Below are 22724 nucleotides of genomic sequence, written 5' to 3'. Positions count from 1 at the left end.
GGGACCAAGATGGTCCCGTGAACCAGGAGCGCGCGTGACCAGGCCATCCGCAGCGGGGAGCGACAGCGCCACCGGAACCCACCACCTCCACCGGGCGGTCGGGTTCTGGGGGCTGATGTTCATCTCCCTGGGATCGATCATCGGCTCCGGCTGGCTGCTCGGTGCCCTGACCACCGCCGTCATCGCCGGACCGGCGTCGCTGGTCTCCTGGGTCCTCGCGTCCACGATGCTCGCCGTACTCGCGCTGGCCCACGCGGAGCTGGGCGCCACATACCCGATCGCGGGCGGCACCGCCCGGTTCCCCTTCTTCGCCTTCGGCCCGCTGGTCGGCTTCACCGCGGGCTGGATGTCCTGGCTGCGCTCGGTCCTGATCTCGCCGATCGAGGTCGAGGCCACGCTTTCGTACATGGACCGCATCGGCTGGGTCCACGACCGGGTGCACGTCCTGCACCCGAACGGCACCCTCACCGCGGCCGGCCTGCTGATCGCCAGCGTCTTCATGCTGATCTTCACGCTCATCAACGTCCTCGGCGTGCGCCTGCTGTCCGGGATCAACTCGGTCACCGCGGTGGTGAAGACGGCCGTACCGCTGCTGACCGTGGTGGTCTTGATGACCCTGTCCTTCCACGGCTCGAACTTCACCGCGGGCGGCGGCTTCGCACCGCACGGTGCGCACGGGGTCTTCGCGGCCCTGCCCGCCGGTGTGGTGTTCGCGCTGCTGGGCTTCGAGCAGGCCATCCAGCTGGCCGGTGAGGCACGCGACCCGCAGCGCGATGTCTCCCGGGCGGTGATCGTGGCCATGGCGGTCGGTACCGCGCTCTACCTCCTGCTGCAGATCGCCTTCATCGCCGCCCTGGATCCCGACGCCGTGACCCACAGCTGGGACAACCCGGTGGGGAAGGGCAACTTCGGCCCCTACGCCACGCTCGCCACCGCCGTCGGGGCCGGCTGGCTGGCGACCATCCTCTACGTCGACGCCGTCATCTCCCCGGCGGGCACCGGCCTGGTCTACATGGCCGGTGCCGCGCGTCTGTCCTACGCCATGGGACGCGAGCGGGTCCTGCCCGAAGCCCTCACCCAGGTCGGCCGCAGCCGGGTACCCGTCGTCTCGATCCTCCTCGCCTTCGTGGTCGGCGAGATCGCGTTCCTGCCGTTCCCCAGCTGGCAGGCGCTGGTGGGCCTGGTCACCTCGGCGGCCGCCGTGATGTACGCATTCGCGCCGGTGGCGCTGCACGCCCTCCGCGTACAGGACGGCGGCCGGAACCGCCCCTACCGGCTCCCCGCCGGCCCCGTACTGGCCCCCGCCGGCTTTGTCTTCGCCAACTTGATCTTCTACTGGTCCGGCTACGAGGCGGACTGGAAGCTCGGTATCGCCGCCCTGCTCGGCTTCGTCGTCCTCGCGCTCACCCGCCGCGGCGTTCCGGCCGCCGAACGCAGCGGCCTGCGCGCCAGATCGGCCGCCTGGGTGTGGCCCTGGCTCGGCGGCATGATCCTCATCGGCCACTTCGGCCGCTACGGCGGCACCCGAGCGCTCCCCGCCTGGTGGGACCTGGTCATCGTGATCGTCTTCAGCCTCGCCGTGCACTACACCGCCGTAAGCATGGCCATGCCCCCCGAAGCGGTGGACGCCGCCGTGCGGCACGAGGAAGAGGGCGAATCGGTGCCACCGCCCGCCGCCTCCTCCCGGTAACCTCCTCGGCCTCCCGGCAGGACGGCTGCGCCGTGACCCGAGCTTCGTGGTGCTCACGGTGGCCGTCCCGGCGCTGCTCCACCCGATGACCTCCACAGCCACGGGGCTTCGCCCTGCCGGCCGGCTGCGCCTTCCGCCGGGGCACCGCGCGCTGAACCCCCGGCAGGCGGGCCGACGTACCGGCCGGGCCCCGGACGGCACCGTGACCGGGTGACCGGCACGAGCAGGGCCCGGCCGTCGCGTCGAGCACGCGGCCCGAAGTGCTCGTGCCGGCCCGCCCGCAGGCAGCCCCACCCCCGGAAACCTGAGGTCAAGGGCTGTCCCGTCATCCCGGTCGTCGTACGCCCGCCAGGGATGACGGGACAGCCCTTGGAGTGACGGGCGCAGGCGTGGCCCCGGCTTGGGGCTGCGGAAGGGGGAGGCCGATGAGCCAGGCGTTCGGCGCGCGTACGGAGAGGGACGGCGGACCAGCCGAGCACCCCTCCGCCCGGGGCGCGGCGGTGGGTGCCATGGCCGCCCTTGTTCCCCTCTTCGGTCTGATCGCCTCGCTCTCCGCGTCGGACAGCCCGCTCACCACCACCCTCGCAGCAGCCTGTGCCCTGGCCCTGGTCTGCATGGTGGCGACGCCGCATCCACGCCGACCTACCGGCTAGCAGTCTTTGCACTCCTTGAGTCCCGCGATCGCCAGCGCGCGCTCCGCAGGGTGCTCGTCGGCTCCGGGCAGGGCGAGCGCGGTCCGGAACTGCTCTCGCGCCTCGGCGACGCGGCCTGCCGCGGAGTAGGTGCGGCCCAGCCGGTACCGGATGTCCATCTCCAGCCGGTCGCAGTGGGGTTCAGTGAGTGGGGACAGCGTCCGGTGCCGGGAGAGCGCCTGGTGGTGGAGGGCCGCCGCGGCGCTCAGGTTTCCCTCTCCATGCTCTGCCGTGCCCAGCCGGGTCAGGACGATCGCGTGCATGAGTACGTCCCCGACCCGCTGGGCCAGGTCCGCCGCTTGGCGGTAAAGGATCTTGGCCTCAGCGTACTGGCCGAGGTCGAGGTGGACGCCGGCCGCGTTGCCCGAGGCCATGCTGATCATGCGAGGTCTGCCGTTCGTCTCGGCGTGGGCGCGGGCGGCGGCGAAGCAGGCCAACGCCTCCTCGCATCGCCTCTGGCTGTGGTGGACGGCGCCGAGTACGCAGAGCCCCATCGCGGTGAGCCAGTGGTCGTCGAGCCGCCGAGCCAGCTCAACTGCCTCGGTGAGACGGGGAATTGCCCGCTCGGCCCGGCCCGAATTCAGGTCGGCGGCCCCCAGCCCGGCCAGGGCCCGCGCCTCTTCGCGCCGGTCCGCGCGGTGGCGGCTGAGGTGAAGCGCCTCGGTGAACCAGGCGTGCCCTTGGCGGATGCGGCCCTGATAGATGTCGGTGATGCCCATGCAGTTCCGCAGTGCGGGGGCCATCCGCCGGTCGGTGGCCCCGTCCGCGTGCGCGAGCGCGATCTCCAGGGCAGTTCGGCACTCGTGGTAACGGCCCCGGCGTACGAAGTAGTCGCTCAGGGCCTCGGCGATCCAGCACGCGTAGTCGGCCTCGCCGAGCGCTGCGGCGTGCCCGACGACGTCGACGAGCTCTCCGCTCGCCGCGTCCAGCCAGCCGCCGGCGTCCTTCCAGTCCGCGAACGGCGCTCCGGCGGGTTGCGGCCCGGTGGGGAAACCGCCTCGGCCCCAGTCGCTGGTGATCCGGCCCGCGTCCAGATAGAGGCGGAGTACGGCTGTACGGGCCGCGCCGGCTTCGGCGGGGGCGGCTTCCGCGAGCCGCCGCGCGTGCACCCGAACCAGGTCGTGCAAGCGGTAGCGGCCCGGACGGGTCTGCTGCAGCAGACTCGCGTCGACCAGGCTTTCCAGGGTCTGCTCGGCGTCGCGGGACGAGCAACCCAGCATGGCCGCTGATGTCAGCGGGTCGAACTCGACCGTCGGTGACAGGCCCAGGGTACGGAATCCGCGCTGCTGCGCCGGCGCGAGCTGGTCGTACGACAGCCGGAAGGCCGCCTCCACGCTGCGATCCCCGGCACTCAGCTCGCCGAGGCGGCGCTCGTCGCCCGCCATCCGGTCCACCAGGTACGCCAGCGTCCAGGCAGGGCGGGTCTGCAGCCGTGCCCCGGCGATGCGCAGCGCCAGCGGCAGCCCGTCGCACAGCCGGACCAGCTCACGCGTCGCCTCCGGCTCCCGGTCCGCGCGCTCCTCCCCGACGATGTGCCTGAGCAGGGACAGCCCATCGCCGGTCTCCAGGGGCTCCAGCGTGACTCGTCGATCGGTGTCCAGTCCGGCCAGCTGCCGCCGGCCGGCCACCAGCACCATGCTGCCCGGCCCGGCGGGCACCAGCGGCCGTAGCTGCTGCGCGCTCAGCACATCGTCGAGCACGAGGAGCAGCCGCAGCGAGCTGGTCGCGGCCCGCCAGGCCGCGGTGAGTTCGTCGAGGTCGTCAGGCACCTCGCTGTCGGCTGCGCCGACCGAGCGCAGCAACCGCCGCAGCACTCGCTGCGGCGGTTGCCGCTGCCGTTCCGTGCTGTGCGCGCGCAGGTCCACGAACAGGCAGCCGTCCGGGTAGTGGACGCGCAGCGCACCGGCCGCGTGGACGACGAGCGCGGTCTTGCCGACGCCGGCCGTGCCGTCCACCGCCACGATCGACACGGATTCGGGCGGCGAGGGCGCGGTCAGCAGCGCCAGTTCGCGCTCCCGCCCGATGAGGCGGCCGGTGTCGCCCGGCAGTTCGTTGACCGCGCGGCGGGGCCGGGCCGGCGGAGCGGCAGAGCGCGCCACCGCCGGCCCGAGGAGCTGCTCGTCGTCCCGGCGCAGCACCGCCTGGTGCACCCGACGGAGTTCCTCGCCGGGATCGACCCCGAGCTGGTCGCGCAGCCGCTCGCGCATGTCCTCATAGGCGTTCAGCGCGGCCACTTGGCGTCCGATGCCGTACAGGGCACGCATCCTCAGCGCGGTCAGCGACTCGTCGTACGGATCGGACTCGGGCAGCGCGGACACAGCGGCGAGGTCGTCCAGGGCATCGGCGGACCGGCCGAGAAGAACCAGACACTCAAGCCTCTCCCGCTGAAGCGTGCGCTGGCGCTGCGACAGCCGCTGCCGCTCGCCCTGCGCGAACGGCCCCGGCAGCCCGGCCAGGGGCTCGCCTCGAAACAGGGTGAGCGCCTCGGTGAACCGGTCCATTGCGGTGGCCAGGTCACCGGATGCCCTCGCGCGCCGTGCCTCACCGACCCGCTCGGCCAGCTCCGCCACATCGAGCCGCACTCCGTCGCCGACGAGGCTGTACCCGCCCCGGCCACTGCGGATCACCGACCCTGTCCGTCCGGCGCCCTCCGCGTCGAGCGCCTTCCGCAGCGGGTAGACGTAGCTCGGCAGTACCCGGCGACCGGACCTCGGCGGCTGTCCACCCCACACGCCGACGAGCAGCTGCTCCTGGCTGACCAGCGGGCCCGGACGCAGCACCAGCGTGGCCAGCACCGCCTGCCGCCGAACCGGCCCCAGGTCCAGCGGCGTCCCGTCACGCCAGGCCCGCACCGGCCCGAGCACCGCGATCCGAAGCCGCTGATGCGATCCCCCGTCCATCCCGAAGCCTCCGCTCCCCCGCATCATCGAGATTTCATCGGCATTTCAGCGCCTCCCGCAAGGGTTGGCAAGTCACCACCGAGAACCGCTGGGAAGCAAGGGAACGGCGAGAGAGGGAAGGCACCGGGCACGGGCTCGGCCGGCTCCACGGCACCCGCCACGGGGGAACTCACCATGACGTACCCGAGTGTTCCGCAGCAAGCGATCCGTTCGTGCAACTTCCCGACCAGGAGGTCAGATTGAGCGAGCACCTCTCCACCCGCAGGAGTGTTCTGAAGGCCGTCGGCGGAATCTCCGCGGCGATGGCTCTTGGCGGCGCAGGCGTCCTTGCGACGGCGTCGCCGGCCAGTGCGGCCAGTGCGGCCAGTGCGGCCAGTGCGGCCGGTGCGGCCGGTGCGGCCGGTGCGGCCGACGACGGCTTCGGGCTGACCATCAAGGACCGCAACGAGGCCGACCCCCGCATGTGGTACTACCGGTTCGCGACCGACGCGGTCGAATGGGACCCCGCCGTCAACGTCCTGCTCCCTGACGACTACCACACCAGCGGCCGCACCTATCCCGTCCTCTACCTGTTCCACGGCGGCGGTACCGACCAGGACTTCATGACCTGGGACCGGCTGCCGGAGGGAGGCATCCGCGCCTGGACCGCCGGCAAGCCGATCATCGTCGTGATGCCCGACGGCGGACACGCGGGCTGGTACTCCAACCCGGTCAACTCCCATACCGGCCCCCGGAATTGGGAGACCTTCCATATCGACCAGTTGCTCCGGTGGATCGACGCGAACTTCCGGACGTACGCCGAGTACGACGGCCGCGCCGTCGGCGGGTTCTCGATGGGTGGCTTCGGCGCGCTGAAGTACGCAGCCAAGTACTACGGCCACTTCGCCTCGGTGAGTGCCCACTCCGGCCCGCCCAGCCTGCGCCGTGACCTCAGCGCGGTCGCCCATTGGGCCAACGTGTCCTCCGCGGCCCTGGACCTGGGCGGCGGCACGATCTACGGCGAGCCGTTCGACGAGGCCAGGGTCAGCGCCGACAACCCCATGGAGCACATCGAGAGCTACCGCAACAAGCGGGTCTTCATGGTCGCCGGCACCAGTCCCACCCCGGTTGACCCGTTCGACCTGCTCAACGAGACCGAGGTGCTCGCCGGCCAGCGGGAGTTCCGAGCCGGCCTCGACCAAGCCGGCATCCCGCACGAGTGGCACGAGGAGCCCGGCGGACACTTCGTCCGCCCCGAGATGGCCATCCGCGACATCGACGGCATCATCGCCCGGCTCCGTCAGGCGTAGAGCCGGCCACGCACAGACGTATGGCCACGCCCTCCGGGGCGGGCAGACGGACGAGAACGGGGGGCGCCCCCGACAGCGCCGGCAGCAGCCCACTCGGCATCGACCGAGACGGAACACGACGAAGGCCCCGGCCGGTTTCCCGGTCGGGGCCTTCGTTCGGCCCGGTGAGGCCGGGCGGAGGATACGAGTAGCTGTGGAGTGACGCCGCGGCCGGTACTGAGCAGCCTGCGGGCGACCGCGCAGAGGGGCGGAAGCCGGTCAGCCGGCGAAGCCAGGGACCACCAGGCCGGACTCGTACGCGATCACCACCGCATGGGTCCGGTTCTGCGCGCCGAGCTTGGTCAGCACGTTTCCGACGTGGGTCTTGACCGTCTCCAGGCTCACCGTGAGGGACTCCGCGATCTCCGGATTGGAGAGCCCGGTGGCCATCAGGCGCAGCACCTCCTCCTCCCGGCCGGTCAGGGCGGCGTGCGGCAGGGCCTCGGCGGAGCCCAGCGGGCGGGCGGCGACCATGCGGCCCAGTGCGGCCGGGAAGAGGACCGCTTCGCCCGCCGCCACCACCCGGACCGCCTCGGCGATCTGACGGACCGGGAGGCGCTTGAGGACGAAGCCGCTGGCGCCCGCGCTGAGGGCGGCGGTGACGTAGCCGTCGTTCTCGAAGGTGGTGATCACCACGACCTTCGGCGGGTCGGCCGCTTCGGCCAGCAGTTGGCGGGTGGCCTCGATCCCGTTGCGACGCGGCATCCGTACGTCCATCAGGACCACGTCCGGCCGCAGGCTCTGCGCCCGTTCGACCGCCTCGACGCCGTCGGCGGCCTCGCCGACCACCGTGATGCCCGGCTGTGCGGCGAGCAGCATGCGCAGGCCGCTGCGGGTCACCTCCTCGTCGTCCGCGATCAGGAGGGTGACGGCGGGGCTGGTGACGGGGGGAAGGGGCATGCCTTCGCCCGCGTCGGATCCCCTCACGCCGATACCCGTACCGGCAGCCGGAGGGCCATGCCTTCGCCCGCGTCGGATCCCCTCACGCCGACGCCCGCGCCGGCAGCCGGACGGCCAGCCGCCAGTGCTGCGTCCCGTCCGGGCCGGCCTGGAACTCACCGTGCAGCAGCCGGACGCGCTCGGCCAGTCCGGGCAGACCGTGGCCGGAGGTCGGGAAGGCCCCCGGGCCCGGGCCCGGGCCCGTCCGTACCCCGGTCCGGTTGACCACCGTGAGATCCAGTCCGTCCGGCCCGGCCGCCACCCGGGCCACGATCGGGCCGCCCGCCCCGTGGCGCAGCGCGTTCGTCAGCCCCTCCTGGACGATCCGGTACGCCGCCCGGGAGAGCGTCCCCTGCACCTGCGCCAGGTCGCCCGACAGCTCCGGTTCCACCACCGCGCCCGCGTGCCGCAGGCGGTCCAGCAGCTCGGGGAGGTCGGCCAGGGTCCGGGTCGGCGCCGTCCCCGACTGTTCCTCGCGCAGCACTCCGAGCACGTAGTCCAGGTCCTCCAGCGCGGCCCGCGTCGACTCCTCGATGCTGCGCATGGCGGCCCGCGCCGTCGCCGGGTCGGCGGAGAGCGCCTCGCCCGCCACCGCCGCCTGGATGGTGGCCGCCGTCAGCGTGTGCCCGATCGAGTCGTGCAACTCGTGGGCAATCCGGTTGCGTTCGGCCAGCAGCTGTTCCCGCTCGGCGGCCAGCGCGAGCCGTTCGGCCGCCGACGGCCCCAGCAGCCGTGGCGCCGCCCACCGCAGGGCCTTCGTCACCAGTACGCAGAGGGCTACCGCCAGCAGGATGCACACGGCCGCCACCACCCAGCTCCACCCGCCCGACACCCGGACCGACGTGCCGAACAGACTCGCCCGCGCCTCGGCGCCGAGCCAGTTCCCCGGCAGGGAGAGGCCCATGATGAACAGCACCCCGCTCGCCAGCGCCCCCGTCCAACCGACGGCCACGTGCAGCACCAGCCAGAGCGGGGTCCGCCAGCGGTCGAGGCCGAGTGAACCGGAGGGCCGGCGACCGGCCACCGGATTCGGCAGCGGCACCCGCAGCAGCCGGCGGGCCGACACGACCAACGCCCGTCGTACGGGGCGCGCCAGGCCGACCACGCCGACCAGTACCGCCCAGACCAGCAGGACCAGGACGATCTGCACGCTCTCGGAAGCGGATCGCCACGACAGCGCCGGCAACAGGGCGAAAGGCAGCAGCGGGAGGCTCGCCAGCGCGCCGCAATAGGCGAACAGCACACCCGCATACGTGGAGCCGCGCAGCAGCGGCCGAATTCCCCTGATCATGGGCGCCAGTATCGCCGGGCGGCCCCCCGGCAGCCTCCCCCGATCGGGGGAGCGATTTCTCCCGCCTTCCCGCGATGCGGTCAGCGGGCCCTGGAAACCAGGATCGTGCCTCGACCCAACGATTCCCCAGGAGTTGACTTATGCGTGCTCAGACCCGGCAGGGCCTTCGTTCCTCGACCCGGCAGCAGGGCGGCAGACGGCGACGAGCCGTGTCGGCCGCGGTCGCGGTGGCCATCGGCGCCATGACGCTGGGCGCCCTCGCCCCGCCCGCCGCCTCCGCCTCGGACTCTGCCGCCTCCGCTGCTGCCGCCGCCAGGACGGACGCCGTCCAGCAGGCCCTGAACACGCTGGTGCGCGACGACGGGATGCCCGCCGCGCTGGCGAGCGTCCAGGACCGTGACGGCCGCATCCGCAGCTACACCGCAGGAGTGGGCGACCTGACCACCGGCTCGAAGGTGCCCGGGGACGGCCAGGTACGGATCGGCAGCAACACCAAGGCGTTCACGGCGGTCGTGGTCCTGCAGCTGGTCGGCGAAGGGAAGATCGGCCTCGACGCCACCGTCGACACCTACCTGCCCGGCCTCGTCCGCGGAAAGGGGATCGACGGGCGCCGCATCACCGTCCGTCAGCTCCTCCAGCACACCAGCGGACTCCCCGAGTACGGCAGCCACGTCGACGACGACGAGATCAGGAACCGGTACCTCGAGCCCCGCGAGCTGCTCGACATCGCCCTCCGGTACAAGGCCGACGCGGCTCCGGGGACGACGTGGGGATACAGCAACACCAACTACGTCCTGGCCGGCCTGATCGTCCAGAAGGTCACCGGCCGCCCCCTCGCCGAGGAGATGGACCGGCGCATCATCAAGCGCATCGGGCTGCGCCACACCTACTTTCCCACCCCCGGCGAGACGACCATCCGGGAGCCGCACCCCCACGGTTACCACCGCAACCCGGCGAACACACCGCTGCGCGACTTCACGGAGCTGGACCCCTCCTGGGGCTGGGCCGCAGGCCAGTTGATCTCCACCAACTCCGACCTCAACCGCTTCTTCACCGCGCTCCTCGCCGGCCGCCTCCTCCCGGCCGCCCAGCTCGCCGAGATGCGCACGACCGTCCCCGCCGGGACCTCCGGCCTCCGCTACGGGCTGGGGCTCACGAGCAGGCCGCTGTCGTGCGGCGGCGTCTACTGGGGCCACGGCGGCGACATCGCGGGGTACGAGACCCGGGGCGGTGTCACCGACGACGGCCGCGCCGCCAACGTCGCGGTCACCAGCATCCCGACGGGCAAGGCAGCCACGCAGCACGTGAAGGACGCCGTGGACAGGGCCCTGTGCGGCTGAATCACGCACCCGGCAACCCGGCAACCCGGCAACCCGAACAACGGGCCAACGATTCCCCAGGAGTTGACTCATGCGTGGACAGACACGGCAAGGGCTTCGCTCGCCGGGCCGGCAGCAGGGCACGCGGCGACGGGCCCTGCCCGCCGCGGTCGCGATGGCCATCGGCGTCATGACACCGGGCGCCCTCGCCCCGCCCGCCGCCTCCGCCGTCAGGCCGGACACCGTCCAGCAGAGCCTGAACGCGCTGGTGCGCGACGACGGGATGCCCGCCGCGCTGGCGAGCGTCCAGGACCGGAACGGCCGCATCCGCACCTACACCGCAGGAGTGCGCGACCTGACCACCGGCTCGAAGGTGCCCGGGGACGGCCAGGTACGGATCGGCAGCAACACCAAGACCTTCGTCGCGGTCGTCGTCCTCCAACTCGTCGCGGAGCGGAGGGTGGACCTGGACGCCTCCGTCGACACCTACCTGCCCGGCCTCGTCCGCGGAAAGGGGATCGACGGGCGCCGCATCACCGTCCGCCAGCTCCTCCAGCACACCAGCGGACTCCCCGACTACAGCAACCACCTCGGGGACGACGTCCGGTACTACACCCCCCGCGAACTGCTCGCCACAGCCCTCCAGCACCCGGCCGGCTTCGCCCCCGGGACGAGTTGGAAGTACAGCAACACCAACTACGTGCTCGCCGGCCTGATCGTCCAGAAGGTCACCGGCCGCCCCCTCGCCGAGGAGATCGACCGGCGCGTCGTCCGACGCGCCGGGCTGCGCCACACCTACTTCCCCGCCCCCGGTGACGCGAGCATTCGGGAGCCCCACCCCCACGGCTACTACCGGGAATCGGCGGACGTGCCGCTGCGCGACATCACGGAGATCGACCCCTCCTGGGGCTGGGCGGCAGGCCAGATGGTCTCCACCGGCTCCGACCTCAACCGCTTCTTCAGCGCACTCCTGGCCGGCCGCCTCCTGCCCTCCGCCCAGCTCGCCCAGATGCGCTCCACCGTCCCCGCCGAAGCGACCTTCGGCCCCGGCGCCCGCTACGGACTCGGACTCGTCAGCAGGCCGCTGCCGTGCGGCGGCCTCTCCTGGGGCCACGGCGGCAGCTTCCCGGGGTACGAGACCCGGGGCGGCGCCACCGACGACGGCCGCGCCACCAACGTCGCGGTCACCATGCAGCTCACCGACGAGGCGGGCCGGAGGAATCTCGAACGCGCCGTGGACACCGCCCTGTGCCGCTGAACCCCGCCGAGGGCGTTCCGTGAAGCAAAACGACCGATGGGCCCGACATGGGGTCGGGCCCATCGGTCTCATGTGTGCGCACAGCCGCCACATCGTCACCGCCCACGACGTCGGCCCGGCCGATCTGGAGGGCCGCCTGGTCGCCCACCTCGTCCATGTCCCGGACCACCTGTTGAAGGAAGTGCCCCGGAAGATCGGCGCGGCGATCTGGGAAACCCCGGAAACGGCTCTTGTGGACAAAGACCAGGACAGCGGGGCCTGAGAAGCGTCGAAGGGCCCCACCGCAAGCGGTGGGGCCCTTCGACGTATTGCCCGGTGAGAGCAATGGCGGAGGATACGAGATTCGAACTCGTGAGGGGTTGCCCCCAACACGCTTTCCAAGCGTGCGCCCTAGGCCACTAGGCGAATCCTCCGCCGCAAACAATACAAGACGTTGAGGAGTGCTCGCGACCATGATCCCGAGGAGGGGTGGGTGAGGGGGTGGAGCGGGGCCGGGGTGGGGTGCGGGTTCGTTTCTCGGGCGGGGGATCCGCTACTGTGGTGCGCAGCCCCTCACGTGGCGCTATCTGACTGAACTCCCCCAGGGCCGGAAGGCAGCAAGGGTAGGTCGGCTCTGGCGGGTGCGTGGGGGGCGCTTGCGTTTGCGGGGCCCGTCGGTTGTCAGTGCGGCCCGATATCGTCGTATGCGTGTCGTCCCTTGCGCTGTACCGCCGCTACCGCCCCGAGACCTTCGCCGAGGTCATCGGGCAAGAGCACGTGACCGATCCGCTGCAGCAGGCACTGCGGAACAACCGGGTCAATCACGCCTATTTGTTCAGTGGGCCGCGAGGCTGTGGCAAGACGACCAGCGCGCGGATCCTGGCGCGCTGCCTCAACTGTGAGGAAGGTCCCACCCCCACGCCCTGCGGGACGTGCCAGTCCTGTCTGGACCTGGCCAGGAACGGCCGGGGCTCGATCGATGTGATCGAGATCGACGCGGCATCGCACGGTGGCGTGGACGACGCCCGTGAGCTGCGCGAGAAGGCGTTCTTCGGGCCGGCCGGCAGCCGGTACAAGATCTACATCATCGATGAGGCGCACATGGTGACCTCGGCGGGCTTCAACGCCCTGCTGAAGGTCGTCGAGGAGCCGCCGGAGCATCTGAAGTTCATCTTCGCGACGACCGAGCCCGAGAAGGTCATCGGGACGATCCGCTCGCGTACACATCACTACCCGTTCCGGCTGGTGCCGCCGGGGACCCTGCGGGAGTACCTGGCCGAGGTGTGCGGGCGGGAGGACAGCCCGGTCGAGGACGGGGTGCTGCCGCTGGTGGTGCGCGCCGGGGCCGGGTCGGTGCGTGACTCGATGTCCGTGATGGACCAGCTGCTCGCCGGCGCCGGTGCGGACGGTGTGACGTATGCCATGGCGACGGCATTGCTGGGATACACCGACGGCTCGCTGCTGGATTCGATCGTGGAGGCGTTCGCCGCGGGGGACGGCGCCGCGGCCTTCGAGGTCGTGGACCGGGTCATCGAGGGCGGCAACGACCCGCGGCGTTTCGTCGCGGACCTGCTGGAGCGGCTGCGGGACCTGGTGATCCTGGCGGCCGTGCCGGACGCGGGGGAGAAGGGGCTGATCGACGCCCCCGCGGATGTGGTGGAGCGGATGACGGCGCAGGCCTCCGTCTTCGGGGCGGCCGAGCTGAGCCGGGCCGCCGACCTGGTCAATTCGGGTCTGACGGAGATGCGCGGGGCGACCTCGCCGCGGCTGCAGCTGGAGCTGATCTGTGCGCGGGTGCTGCTGCCCGCGGCGTACGACGACGAGCGGTCGGTTCAAGCGCGGCTCGACCGTCTGGAGCGTGGCGCCGGTGCGGCGCTGCTGGGCGGGGCCGGTGGCGCGAGCGGCGGTGCGGGTTCCGGGGGAGACCTCGGGGCCGGGCCGGCGGCTGTCGTGGCGTCCGGTGGCGGGCCCGCGGCCGGATATGTACCGGGGCCGGAGGCTCATCCGGCGATGCCGGCGGCCGGATCCTCCGGGCCGTCCGGGCCGGCTGCTGCGCGTGCCGCGGTGCGGGGCGCGGTGAGCGGTGGTGCGGGCGGCGGCGGTACGGCGGGCGGTGCGGGGGCTCCCCCTGCTCAGGCTCCGTCCGCGCCGGCTCCGGCTGCCCCGGCGGCTCCCGCTCCGGGGGCACCGACGGCCGGCGCGGCGGCGCCCGGCGGAGAGCAGCAGCGGGGCGACGGCGGTGGCGCGGCGGCGCCGCAGGCCGGCCCCGCGTCCGCTGCGCAGGCCGAGGCGCAGGGCGGTGGCGGTGAAGGCGCGGCCGCGCGGCCCGGAGCCTGGCCCGGAAGCACGGGCCGGGGCAACGGCGGCGGAGCCAATGGCGGCGGCGGAGGCATGGGGGGCGGCAATGGCCCCGGCGGCGGGCGGCAGCCCGGTGGGTGGCCCACGGCCGTGTCGCCGGGGCAGGGTGGCCAGGCGCCGCAGGGCGGGGCGCCCGCCCCGGCGCCTTCGCCCGAGCCGGCGGCCGGTCCGCCTGCGCCCGTATCCCAGCAGCCGCAGGCCGGGGCGGCCCCGGGGGCGGCGCAGGGTGCCGCTCAGGTGCGGCAGATGTGGCCGGACATCCTGGAGGCGGTGAAGGACCGCCGGCGTTTCACGTGGATCCTGCTGAGCCAGAACGCCCAGGTCTCCGGTTTCGACGGCACGACGCTCCAGATCGGCTTCCCCAATGCCGGTGCCCGCGACAGCTTCGCCAACGGCGGAAGCGAGGACGTCCTCAAGGATGTGCTGGCCGAGCGGTTCCAGGTGCAGTGGCGGGTCGAGGCGATCGTCGACCCGTCGGGCGGTGCCAATCCGCCGGCCGGCGGTGCTCCCCGTAGCGGCGGTGGCGGCTTCGGCGGCGGAGGGGGCGGTGGCTTCGGCGGCGGGGCGCCCGCCGCGCCGCAGCAGGGCGGGCCGCAGTCCCCGCCCCAGCAGAGCGGCCCGTCGGCGCCCCCGTCGTCCGGGGGACAGTACGGCCAGGGCGGCGGCACAGCAGGCGGTGGCAGCGGCAGCGCCGGCGGCAGCCAGGGCGCGCGGATGGCGCGGGAGGCCGTCTCCCCGTCGGCGTCCGCGGGGGGTGGGCAGTCGGCGTCCGGGGCGGAGGCTTCGTACCCGCCGCCGGAGCCCCCGCCGACGTCGATCGAGTACGACATGCCGGCCGAGGACGATCCCGACCTCGTCGACTCCGCGCTCAGCGGCCACGACCTGATCGTGCGCGAACTCGGCGCGACCGTGGTGGAAGAGTTCAACAACGAGTAGAAGAACAACGATGTAGATGTAGAAGAACAACTAAGGAGAAGAACGACTGAGGAGCAGGCGACTTCAACGGTGAGGAGACGACCTCCACGATGAGTAGCCGGCGTATCAGCGGCGCGTAGGCAGCGCGGGCGGGCAAGTCCGGGGCTCGGGGCCGGAGAACGGGTAAGCGGGCGTACACCAGGCGTACACCCGTGCTCCTTCCTACGGCGTAGGGCGCGGGGCCCGTGAAACACGTAGGCTCGGGCTACCGCACAAACGTTGTCGTATGGCAGGAGTCACGTCGTGATCCCCGGTGGTCAGCCCAATATGCAGCAGCTGCTTCAGCAGGCCCAGAAGATGCAGCAGGACCTCGCGGCCGCCCAGCAGGAGCTCGCGGAGACACCCGTCGAGGGCTCCGCGGGCGGCGGCCTGGTCAAGGCCACGGTGACCGGCTCCGGTGAACTCACGGGCCTGGTCGTCGACCCCAAGGCGATCGACACCGACTCCGCCGAGGAGACGGCCGAGACGATCGCCGACCTCGTGCTGGCGGCGGTCCGCGACGCCAACGCCAGTGCCCAGCAGCTGCAGCAGCAAAAGCTCGGCCCGCTCGCCCAGGGGCTGGGCGGTGGCGGAATCCCGGGTCTCCCCTTCTGAGGAGTAGCCAACTAGCGTACGCATCACGGCAGAAGAGAAAGAAGACGTTCCGTGTATGAAGGCGTGGTCCAGGACCTGATCGACGAGTTGGGCAGGCTGCCCGGCGTCGGTCCCAAGAGCGCGCAGCGGATCGCCTTCCACATTCTTCAGGCCGAGCCCACCGATGTCCGCCGGCTCGCGAACGCGCTGATGGAGGTCAAGGCGAAGGTCCGGTTCTGCGGCACCTGCGGCAATGTGGCGCAGGAGGAGCAGTGCCGGGTCTGCCTCGACCCGAGGCGTGATCCGGCGGTCATCTGCGTCGTCGAGGAGCCCAAGGATGTCGTGGCGATCGAGCGGACGCGTGAGTTCCGCGGTCGCTACCACGTCCTCGGCGGGGCGATCAGCCCGATCGAGGGCGTGGGCCCCGACGACCTGCGGATCAGGGAACTGCTGGCCAGGCTCGCGGACGGCACCGTCACCGAGCTGATTTTGGCCACCGACCCGAATCTCGAGGGCGAGGCCACGGCCACGTATCTGGCCCGCATGATCAAACCCATGGGCCTGAGAGTGACGCGGCTGGCGAGCGGTCTGCCGGTCGGAGGCGATCTGGAGTACGCGGACGAGGTCACGCTGGGGCGGGCCTTCGAAGGGAGGAGACTTCTCGATGTCTGATGCCACGCTGCACAACGCGACACAGGACCCGGATGATTTCGCCGTATCGATCTCCGACTCGGTCGAGAGTTTCATCGTCGCGGTGACGGAGGTCGCCAAGGGCGACGAACCGGACAGTGCGGTGCCCTTCCTGCTGCTGGAGATCTCCCAGCTGCTGCTCACCGGCGGCCGTCTGGGCGCCCACGAGGACTTCGTTCCCGACGAACGGTACGAGCCGGACACCGGTCCGGAGCCGGACGTCGACGAGCTGCGCGAGCGCTTTGCGGTCCTGCTCGACCCGGTGGACGTCTACTCCGAGGTCTTCGACCCGTATGTGCCGCGCAGCGAGCCGGTGGCCAGCCGGATCTCCGACGACCTGGCCGACATCATCACCGATCTGCGGCACGGCCTGGCGCACTACCGGGCGGGCCGGGTCAGTGAGGCTCTGTGGTGGTGGCAGTTCTCCTACCTGTCCAACTGGGGCCCGACCGCCTCGGCCGCTCTGCGCGCGCTGCAGTCGCTGGTCGCCCACGTACGCCTCGACCAGCCGCTGGTCGAGCTGGACGGTCTGGACACCGACAGTGACGTCACCGGCGACGAGGAGCGGCTCGCCGAGGAGGCCGGAAAGGTCATGGTGGCGGAGATCGCCGGGCCGCTGGGGCTGCGGAGGGTGTGAGCCGCGGGACGGTCACACCGGGCACCTGACGGGCCGCTGCGCCGCCCACTGCCGCTTTCGCCACTGCCGCTGGGCCGTGCACTGCCTCTGTGCCGTCTACTGCCGCTGCGCTGCCCACCGCCGTTTTCCGGCCGCTGCCGTTGCGCTGTCGACTGCCGCTGCGTCGGCCACCGCCGTTTTCCGCCCGCTGCCGTTGCGCTGTCGACTGCCATTGCGCCGTCCGCTGCCGCTGCGCCGTCCACTGCGGTGTGCGCGACCGGCGCGGTCCCGCCCCGGTGAGCACTGCCGGAGCGCCTGGCTGTGTGCGGGCGCTCCACCGCCGTGGCGCGCTCGACGCGCGCCGTATCCCTCCGGAGCCCGTGATGCGCCCGGGCCGTCCGCCCCGTGGGCCTCTTCGCCGCGCCCGGACCCTGTGACCTGGGTTACGTTTTCGTGTGTACTGCCCAGAAGCGGGCATGTGCTCGCCGAGCGGGCGCGACGGTGCGCTTTGTGGAGCCGCCTCGGGACGTGGAACTCACGGGACAGGTGATCACGGTGAATATCCGTGATCAACCAGTGAGTCTCATGTCTCACGATGCGGTATCAGCAGGGCGGATTCCGCTTGCTCGTTAGACTGAGCCGACCGCAGTACCCCCATTTCCGGGGGTCCGGGAGGAAACTCCCGAAGAGACAGTTGCGAGGAGCGCACGTGGGCCTTGTCGTGCAGAAGTACGGCGGCTCATCCGTTGCGGATGCCGAGGGCATCAAGCGCGTTGCCAAGCGAGTCGTCGAAGCCAAGAAGAACGGCAACCAGGTTGTCGTGGTGGTTTCGGCGATGGGCGACACGACGGACGAGCTGATCGATCTCGCGCAGGAAGTGTCCCCGATTCCGTCGGGGCGCGAGTTCGACATGCTGCTGACCGCCGGAGAGCGGATCTCCATGGCCCTGCTGGCCATGGCGATCAAAAACCTCGGCCATGAGGCGCAGTCCTTCACGGGCAGCCAGGCGGGCGTCATCACCGATTCCGTGCACAACAAGGCACGGATCATCGACGTCACGCCGGGCCGCATCAAGACCTCCGTCGACGAGGGCAATATCGCCATCGTCGCCGGGTTCCAGGGTGTGTCCCAGGACAAGAAGGACATCACGACGCTGGGGCGCGGTGGGTCGGACACGACCGCCGTCGCGCTGGCGGCCGCCCTGGACGCCGATGTCTGTGAGATCTACACCGATGTGGACGGTGTCTTCACCGCCGACCCCCGGGTCGTGAAGAAGGCCCGGAAGATCGACTGGATCTCCTTCGAGGACATGCTGGAGCTGGCCAGCTCCGGATCCAAGGTGCTGCTGCACCGTTGCGTCGAGTACGCACGCCGTTACAACATCCCGATCCACGTCCGCTCCTCGTTCTCGGGGCTCAAGGGCACATGGGTCAGCAACGAACCGCAAGGGGACCAGCCGATGGAGCAGGCAATCATCTCGGGCGTCGCACATGACACCTCCGAGGCGAAGGTCACGGTCGTCGGAGTCCCGGACAAGCCGGGCGAGGCCGCGCGCATCTTCCGTGCGATCGCGGATTCCGAGGTCAACATCGACATGGTGGTGCAGAACGTCTCCGCCGCGTCGACCGGTCTGACCGACATCTCCTTCACGCTGCCCAAGGCGGAGGGCCGCAAGGCCGTCGCGGCCCTGGAGAAGACCCGTGCGGCGGTGGGCTTCGACTCGCTGCGCTACGACGACCAGATCGCCAAGATCTCGCTGGTCGGCGCGGGGATGAAGACCAACCCGGGCGTCACGGCGACGTTCTTCGAGGCGCTGTCGAACGCGGGCGTGAACATCGAGCTCATCTCGACCTCTGAGATCCGCATCTCGGTCGTCACCCGTGCCGATGACGTCAACGAGGCCGTCCGGGCCGTGCACACCGCCTTCGGTCTCGACACCGACAGCGACGAGGCCGTGGTCTATGGCGGCACCGGCCGATGATTCCGGCCGAGGCGGGCCGTCCGTCCCTCGCTGATACGGCGTGGGCGGACGCCCGTACGGCCGCCAAGCCGCATCTCGCCGTCGTCGGCGCCACCGGCGCCGTCGGCTCGGTCCTGCTCGGCATCCTGTCCGAGCGGGCCGACATCTGGGGCGAGATCCGGCTGATCGCCTCTCCCCGCTCGGCCGGCCGCAAGCTGACCGTGCGGGGCGAACAGGTCGAGGTCGTCGCGCTGAGCGAGGAAGCCTTCGACGGCATCGATATCGCGATGTTCGACGTCCCCGACGAGGTCTCCGCGCAGTGGGCACCGGTCGCGGTGTCCAAGGGCGCGGTGGTCGTGGACAACTCCGCCGCGTTCCGGATGGACCCGGACGTACCGCTGGTCGTGCCCGAGGTCAATGCACACACGGCGCGGGTGCGTCCGCGCGGCATCATCGCCAACCCGAACTGCACGACGCTCTCGATGATCGTCGCGCTGGGGGCGCTACATGCCGAGTACGGGTTGAGCGAGCTGATCGTCTCCTCGTACCAAGCCGTTTCCGGGACGGGCAAGGCCGGCGTCGACACCTTGCGCGCCCAGCTGTCCGCGGTGTCCGGTACGGAGCTGGGCACCGCGCCCGGCGATGTGCGCCGGGCCGTCGGGGACACGCTGGGCCCGTTTCCGGCGCCGATCGCCCTCAATGTCGTGCCCTGGGCCGGCACGCTCCAGGAGGACGGCTGGTCCTCCGAGGAACTCAAGATCCGTAACGAGTCCCGCAAGATCCTGGGGCTGCCGGATCTTCCGGTCACCGCGACCTGTGTGCGGGTGCCGGTGATCACCACCCACTCCCTGACCGTGCACGCCCGGTTCGAGAACGAGGTCTCGGTCGCCGGTGCGCACGAGATCCTGGCCGCGGCTCCCGGGGTTGTCCTCAGCGACGACCCGGCCGAGGACGAGTACCCGACCCCTGCCGATGTCGTCGGTACGGATCCGACCTGGGTCGGACGGGTGCGGCGCTCGCTGGACGATCCGCAGGCGCTGGAGCTGTTCGTGTGCGGGGACAATCTGCGCAAGGGGGCTGCCTTGAACACGGCGCAGGTGGGGGAGCTGGTGGCGGGGGAGCTTCGGCGGGGGTAGGGGCGGGTGCCCGTACGTCCGGCGGTTGTAGGTCCGGCGGTTGTAAGCCCAGCGGCTGTAGGTCCGGTCCGTGGGCATGGGCTTTGTAGGTCCGGGCTCCTGTAGAGGTCCGGCGGGGTGGCCGTGCGGGTTCCCGGGGATGCCGGTGCGGGTTCCGGTGGGGCAACCGTGCGGGATCCGGTAAGGGTTCCGGTGGGGTGGCCGTGCGGGTTCCGGTGGGATGCTGGTGCGGGCTCCGGTCGTGGTGTGGGGCCGACTTGGCGGGATCGGCCGTCGTGCGCCTATCGCCTGGGAGATACTTTGTGGAGCGTGTGAAGATTCTGTGAGCGAATTACTGGTCCGAACCTCTTGATCTGCGCTGACGATCTGTTCGACCATTCGCTCCCCGCCAGACTGCAACCGGCAGTTGGGCGGGGAGCGTCTTTGTGGCCGCCCGCAGGGGTGGTCCGGGATGTCCGCGGGTCGCAGAGTGAGGCCCCGGTATCGGGGAATTCGCGTCGGGTAATCGGGACATTCAGGAAGAGCTGGTACGCATGAGGGCATTTGATGCATCGTCAAAAGCGGTGCCTTGCGCGTACAACCCTTATAGGGGGAAGCGTGTCCAACAGGCGTGGCAGAGGTACTCGGATTCACCATCGCTCCGGCGGGGGCAGCAGGCGCAACAGTGCGCCCGCCGCGGCCCCTTGCGTCCGGGGGCATGCCAGTGATCGCTCCCTGGCCCACCACGCGCCCCGCGCAGCTTCCTCCTCAGCGTGGGGACACTGACGACGCGATGGCAGCGGGCACCACAGTCGACCACCTCACCGAGACCTACCGCGCGCACTACCGCTCCCTGCTCGGTCTCGCCGCGCTGCTCCTCGATGACACCGCCTCCTGCGAGGACGTCGTCCAGGAAGCCTTTATCCGCGTGCACTCCGCGCGTGGACGGGTGCGGGAACCCGAGAAGACCCTCGCCTATCTCCGGCAGACGGTCGTCAACCTCTCGCGCTCCGCGCTGCGCCGCCGCATCCTCGGGCTCAAGCTGCTCTCCAAACCGATGCCCGACATGGCGAGCGCCGAGGAGGGCGCCTACGACCTGCTGGAGCGGGACCAGTTGATCCAGGCGATGCGCGGTCTGCAGCGCCGGCAGCGCGAGGTGCTGGTGCTGCGCTACTTCGCCGATATGACCGAGGCGCAGGTGGCCCAGACGCTGGGCATATCGCTCGGTTCCGTCAAGGCCTACGGGTCGCGGGGCATCGCGGCGCTCCGCGTCGCGATGGAGGCTCCGGCATGAGTGGCACAACGCGTGGCCGGTACGACCCGTTGGACTCGTGTGGCCCGTCCGGCGCGACCCACTCGGGGTACCCGGCCACGTCGAGCCGACCGCTCGACCCGGTTGCGTCGAGCCGACGACCACTCGACCCGGTGCGTGAGCTGTACGCGGCGCGCGAGGCGCAGGGCCACCCTGGAGGCGAACGGGGTGCGGGTCACCCGGGCGACGAAGCGGGTGCGGGCCGCCGACGGGGCGACACGATCTGGCAGGGCGCGAAATCCGGCCAAAATCCCGGCAGCGGCGAGGACATCGGTGCCGGGGAGCAGGCATTTGCCGGCGGTGTCGGGGAGCAGGGGGCTGCCGCTGGTGTCGCGGAGCAGGCAGCTGCCCGTACGGACGATGCCGCGGTCCACGTCGAGCAGGCACCTGCCGGTACGGACGACGTAGGGGCACGTACGGACGATGCCGTGGCACGTACGGACGATGCAGGCGCAAGTACGGACGATGCAGCGGCCCACGCCGAGGGAGCAGCACCCGCGGGCACGGCGGGAGTGCCGCTCGGCGCCCGGGGCGGAGCGGATGCCGGTGAGGTGTCCGACAGCCATGCGTACGGCAGCGACAGCGAGGAGCACGCCGGCACCGCCTTCGGCGGCGGCACGGGCGACGGCCACGGCCACGGACGCAGCCACCCCACCGGCGGCTTCGGCGGCGAGGACGACCTGAGGCGGCTGCTGCAGTCCCGCGTAGGCGGCCTCGAACCCGCGCCGGACGCGCTGGAACAGCTGCGCCGCGCGGTGCCCGCCCGCCGTCAGCGCCGTCGGCATGTCGTCCTGGGCGCGGCCGCCGCGCTGCTCCTCGGCGGTACGTCCATCCCCGCCATGGTCCACGTGGTGAACCTCGCCGACGGCTCCGACGAACGGGCCGCCAACGCGGCGAGCAACCAACAGGCCCAGGGCGGTACCGGCGGCACACACGGCGAGGGCACCGAGCAGGCCGGCCCGCGGCCGACCCGGAGGGGCGGCGAGACGCCCGGCGGCGGCGAGCCGCAGGGCCCGGGCAAGGCCAGGGGGAAGAACGGCGCGGGCCCCGGCGCAGGCGCCGGCACCCCCGGCCCGGACGAGACCATGGACGTCACCTCGCCGGTCTGCGGGCGCGACCAGCTCGGCAACGGCAGCAGCACGGTCGGGCCGGCGGACTCCACGGGCCGCATCTACGGCACGTTCCGGGTGGTGAACACCTCCGGCGCCGCGTGCTCCGTAGAGGGCGGCGGCACCGTCGGTCTGGTCGCACACGGCTCCACGAACCCCGACCGCATCCATGTCGTCGACCACACCTCGGGTGATGAGGCCACCGGCCTTCCCGACCCGGCCACCACCCCTGACCAGCTGGTCCTCAAGCCGGGGGAGGCGTACGAGGTCAAGTTCGCCTGGATCCCGCAGTCCGGCGGCGGCACCACCGGATGCGTCAATCCCGGTCCCTCGCCCACCCCTGCCCCCTCCAAGGAGCCGGGGCGGTCCCCGGATGCCGGGGCCACGGCAACCGGCGACAGCGGTGGCGGTAGCGGTGGCGGTGGCGGTGGCGGCCAGGCGGGCGGTGGCGAGGGATCCGGCGGCGGCAGTGCGTCCGGTGAAATCGTTCTCACGCATACGCCGGAGGCCGGCGAACCCTCCGCGGCTGACGCCAAGGTCACGGACGCCTGTGCCGGAACGGTGTACCGCACCGAGGCGCTGGCGGCCCCGTAGGGGGCGACGGCCGGGGCATGGCCGGA

Annotated in this window: 17 protein-coding genes, 1 tRNA gene and 1 other RNA gene; 15 read left to right on the top strand and 4 right to left on the bottom strand. The window is 71.7% G+C overall.

Features of this window, described 5'->3' with window-relative positions; translation table 11 throughout:
• Nucleotides 1-34: 34 nt before the first annotated feature.
• Both ACF088_RS16120 and ACF088_RS16115 read left to right on the top strand, forming a co-directional pair.
• Nucleotides 35-1690 (top strand): APC family permease, encoded by a 1656-nt coding sequence (locus ACF088_RS16120; protein WP_392376397.1) that lies wholly within the window; start codon nt 35-37, stop codon nt 1688-1690.
• Nucleotides 1691-2115: 425 nt separating this feature from the next.
• Entirely contained in the window at nt 2116-2343 is a 228-nt protein-coding gene (locus ACF088_RS16115; protein ID WP_392376396.1) for a hypothetical protein, read from the top strand.
• On the opposite strand, the gene ACF088_RS16110 is transcribed toward ACF088_RS16115, so the two are convergent.
• Nucleotides 2340-5282 (bottom strand): BTAD domain-containing putative transcriptional regulator, encoded by a 2943-nt coding sequence (locus ACF088_RS16110; RefSeq protein WP_392376395.1) that lies wholly within the window; start codon nt 5280-5282, stop codon nt 2340-2342. The genes ACF088_RS16115 and ACF088_RS16110 overlap by 4 nt on opposite strands.
• 239 nt (nt 5283-5521) lie before the next feature.
• Here ACF088_RS16110 and ACF088_RS16105 point away from each other — a divergent pair, with 239 nt between their 5' ends.
• On the top strand, nt 5522-6571 hold the full coding sequence (locus ACF088_RS16105) for an alpha/beta hydrolase (RefSeq protein WP_392376394.1): 1050 nt from the start codon (nt 5522-5524) through the stop codon (nt 6569-6571).
• Nucleotides 6572-6829: 258 nt separating this feature from the next.
• On the opposite strand, the gene ACF088_RS16100 is transcribed toward ACF088_RS16105, so the two are convergent.
• Both ACF088_RS16100 and ACF088_RS16095 read right to left on the bottom strand, forming a co-directional pair.
• Nucleotides 6830-7510, bottom strand: coding sequence for a response regulator transcription factor (locus ACF088_RS16100; RefSeq protein ID WP_030989748.1), 681 nt, complete (start codon nt 7508-7510; stop codon nt 6830-6832).
• Between the two features lie 82 nt (nt 7511-7592).
• A complete protein-coding gene (locus tag ACF088_RS16095) occupies nt 7593-8840 on the bottom strand; it encodes a sensor histidine kinase (protein WP_392376393.1) in 1248 nt (415 codons plus the stop codon).
• Between the two features lie 140 nt (nt 8841-8980).
• On the opposite strand from ACF088_RS16095, the gene ACF088_RS16090 reads away from it, so the two are divergent.
• The 3 genes from ACF088_RS16090 (at nt 8981) to ACF088_RS16080 (ending at nt 11679) form a co-directional block, all read left to right on the top strand.
• On the top strand, nt 8981-10180 hold the full coding sequence (locus ACF088_RS16090) for a serine hydrolase domain-containing protein (RefSeq protein WP_392376392.1): 1200 nt from the start codon (nt 8981-8983) through the stop codon (nt 10178-10180).
• Nucleotides 10181-10250: 70 nt separating this feature from the next.
• Nucleotides 10251-11417: a serine hydrolase domain-containing protein gene (locus tag ACF088_RS16085; protein ID WP_392376391.1), complete on the top strand. Its 1167-nt coding sequence runs from the start codon at nt 10251-10253 to the stop codon at nt 11415-11417.
• Between the two features lie 70 nt (nt 11418-11487).
• A complete protein-coding gene (locus tag ACF088_RS16080; RefSeq protein ID WP_392376390.1) occupies nt 11488-11679 on the top strand; it encodes a hypothetical protein in 192 nt (63 codons plus the stop codon).
• Between the two features lie 63 nt (nt 11680-11742).
• On the opposite strand, the gene ACF088_RS16075 is transcribed toward ACF088_RS16080, so the two are convergent.
• A tRNA-Ser gene (locus tag ACF088_RS16075) sits at nt 11743-11830 on the bottom strand.
• A gap of 130 nt (nt 11831-11960) precedes the next feature.
• Between ACF088_RS16075 and ffs the strand changes: the two genes are divergently transcribed.
• From ffs to ACF088_RS16030, 9 genes are all read left to right on the top strand, one after another.
• Nucleotides 11961-12059, top strand: an RNA gene (gene ffs / locus ACF088_RS16070) — signal recognition particle sRNA small type.
• 45 nt (nt 12060-12104) lie between these two features.
• Nucleotides 12105-14690: a DNA polymerase III subunit gamma and tau gene (locus ACF088_RS16065; RefSeq protein WP_392376389.1), complete on the top strand. Its 2586-nt coding sequence runs from the start codon at nt 12105-12107 to the stop codon at nt 14688-14690.
• 282 nt (nt 14691-14972) lie between these two features.
• A complete protein-coding gene (locus tag ACF088_RS16060) occupies nt 14973-15323 on the top strand; it encodes a YbaB/EbfC family nucleoid-associated protein (protein ID WP_392376388.1) in 351 nt (116 codons plus the stop codon).
• A gap of 51 nt (nt 15324-15374) precedes the next feature.
• Nucleotides 15375-15974: a recombination mediator RecR gene (gene recR / locus ACF088_RS16055; protein ID WP_018089931.1), complete on the top strand. Its 600-nt coding sequence runs from the start codon at nt 15375-15377 to the stop codon at nt 15972-15974.
• Nucleotides 15967-16629, top strand: a complete 663-nt coding sequence (locus tag ACF088_RS16050; protein ID WP_392376387.1) for a DUF5063 domain-containing protein — start codon at nt 15967-15969, stop codon at nt 16627-16629. The genes recR and ACF088_RS16050 overlap by 8 nt, the downstream gene beginning before the upstream one ends.
• Nucleotides 16630-17317: 688 nt before the next feature.
• A complete protein-coding gene (locus ACF088_RS16045) occupies nt 17318-18589 on the top strand; it encodes an aspartate kinase (protein WP_030989759.1) in 1272 nt (423 codons plus the stop codon).
• A complete protein-coding gene (locus ACF088_RS16040; protein ID WP_392376386.1) occupies nt 18586-19704 on the top strand; it encodes an aspartate-semialdehyde dehydrogenase in 1119 nt (372 codons plus the stop codon). The genes ACF088_RS16045 and ACF088_RS16040 overlap by 4 nt, the downstream gene beginning before the upstream one ends.
• 610 nt (nt 19705-20314) lie before the next feature.
• Nucleotides 20315-20977, top strand: coding sequence for a SigE family RNA polymerase sigma factor (locus tag ACF088_RS16035; RefSeq protein ID WP_392376385.1), 663 nt, complete (start codon nt 20315-20317; stop codon nt 20975-20977).
• 131 nt (nt 20978-21108) lie between these two features.
• Entirely contained in the window at nt 21109-22698 is a 1590-nt protein-coding gene (locus tag ACF088_RS16030) for a hypothetical protein (protein ID WP_392376384.1), read from the top strand.
• Nucleotides 22699-22724 lie beyond the last annotated feature (26 nt).

The sequence above is a fragment of the Streptomyces sp. NPDC015125 genome (assembly GCF_043080045.1).
In the GTDB taxonomy this organism is placed as follows: domain Bacteria; phylum Actinomycetota; class Actinomycetes; order Streptomycetales; family Streptomycetaceae; genus Streptomyces.
This window is presented reverse-complemented; position numbering and strand designations above follow the sequence as displayed.

Bases quoted from the DNA above. Each gene is read 5' to 3' on its own strand.
- ACF088_RS16115 (WP_392376396.1), top strand. From the start codon at position 2,116: ATGAGCCAGGCGTTCGGCGCGCGTACGGAGAGGGACGGCGGACCAGCC.
- ACF088_RS16110 (WP_392376395.1), bottom strand. From the start codon at position 5,282: ATGGACGGGGGATCGCATCAGCGGCTTCGGATCGCGGTGCTCGGGCCG.
- ACF088_RS16100 (WP_030989748.1), bottom strand. From the start codon at position 7,510: ATGCCCCTTCCCCCCGTCACCAGCCCCGCCGTCACCCTCCTGATCGCG.
- ACF088_RS16095 (WP_392376393.1), bottom strand. From the start codon at position 8,840: ATGATCAGGGGAATTCGGCCGCTGCTGCGCGGCTCCACGTATGCGGGT.
- ACF088_RS16090 (WP_392376392.1), top strand. From the start codon at position 8,981: ATGCGTGCTCAGACCCGGCAGGGCCTTCGTTCCTCGACCCGGCAGCAG.
- ACF088_RS16085 (WP_392376391.1), top strand. From the start codon at position 10,251: ATGCGTGGACAGACACGGCAAGGGCTTCGCTCGCCGGGCCGGCAGCAG.
- ACF088_RS16080 (WP_392376390.1), top strand. From the start codon at position 11,488: ATGTGTGCGCACAGCCGCCACATCGTCACCGCCCACGACGTCGGCCCG.
- ACF088_RS16050 (WP_392376387.1), top strand. From the start codon at position 15,967: ATGTCTGATGCCACGCTGCACAACGCGACACAGGACCCGGATGATTTC.
- ACF088_RS16040 (WP_392376386.1), top strand. From the start codon at position 18,586: ATGATTCCGGCCGAGGCGGGCCGTCCGTCCCTCGCTGATACGGCGTGG.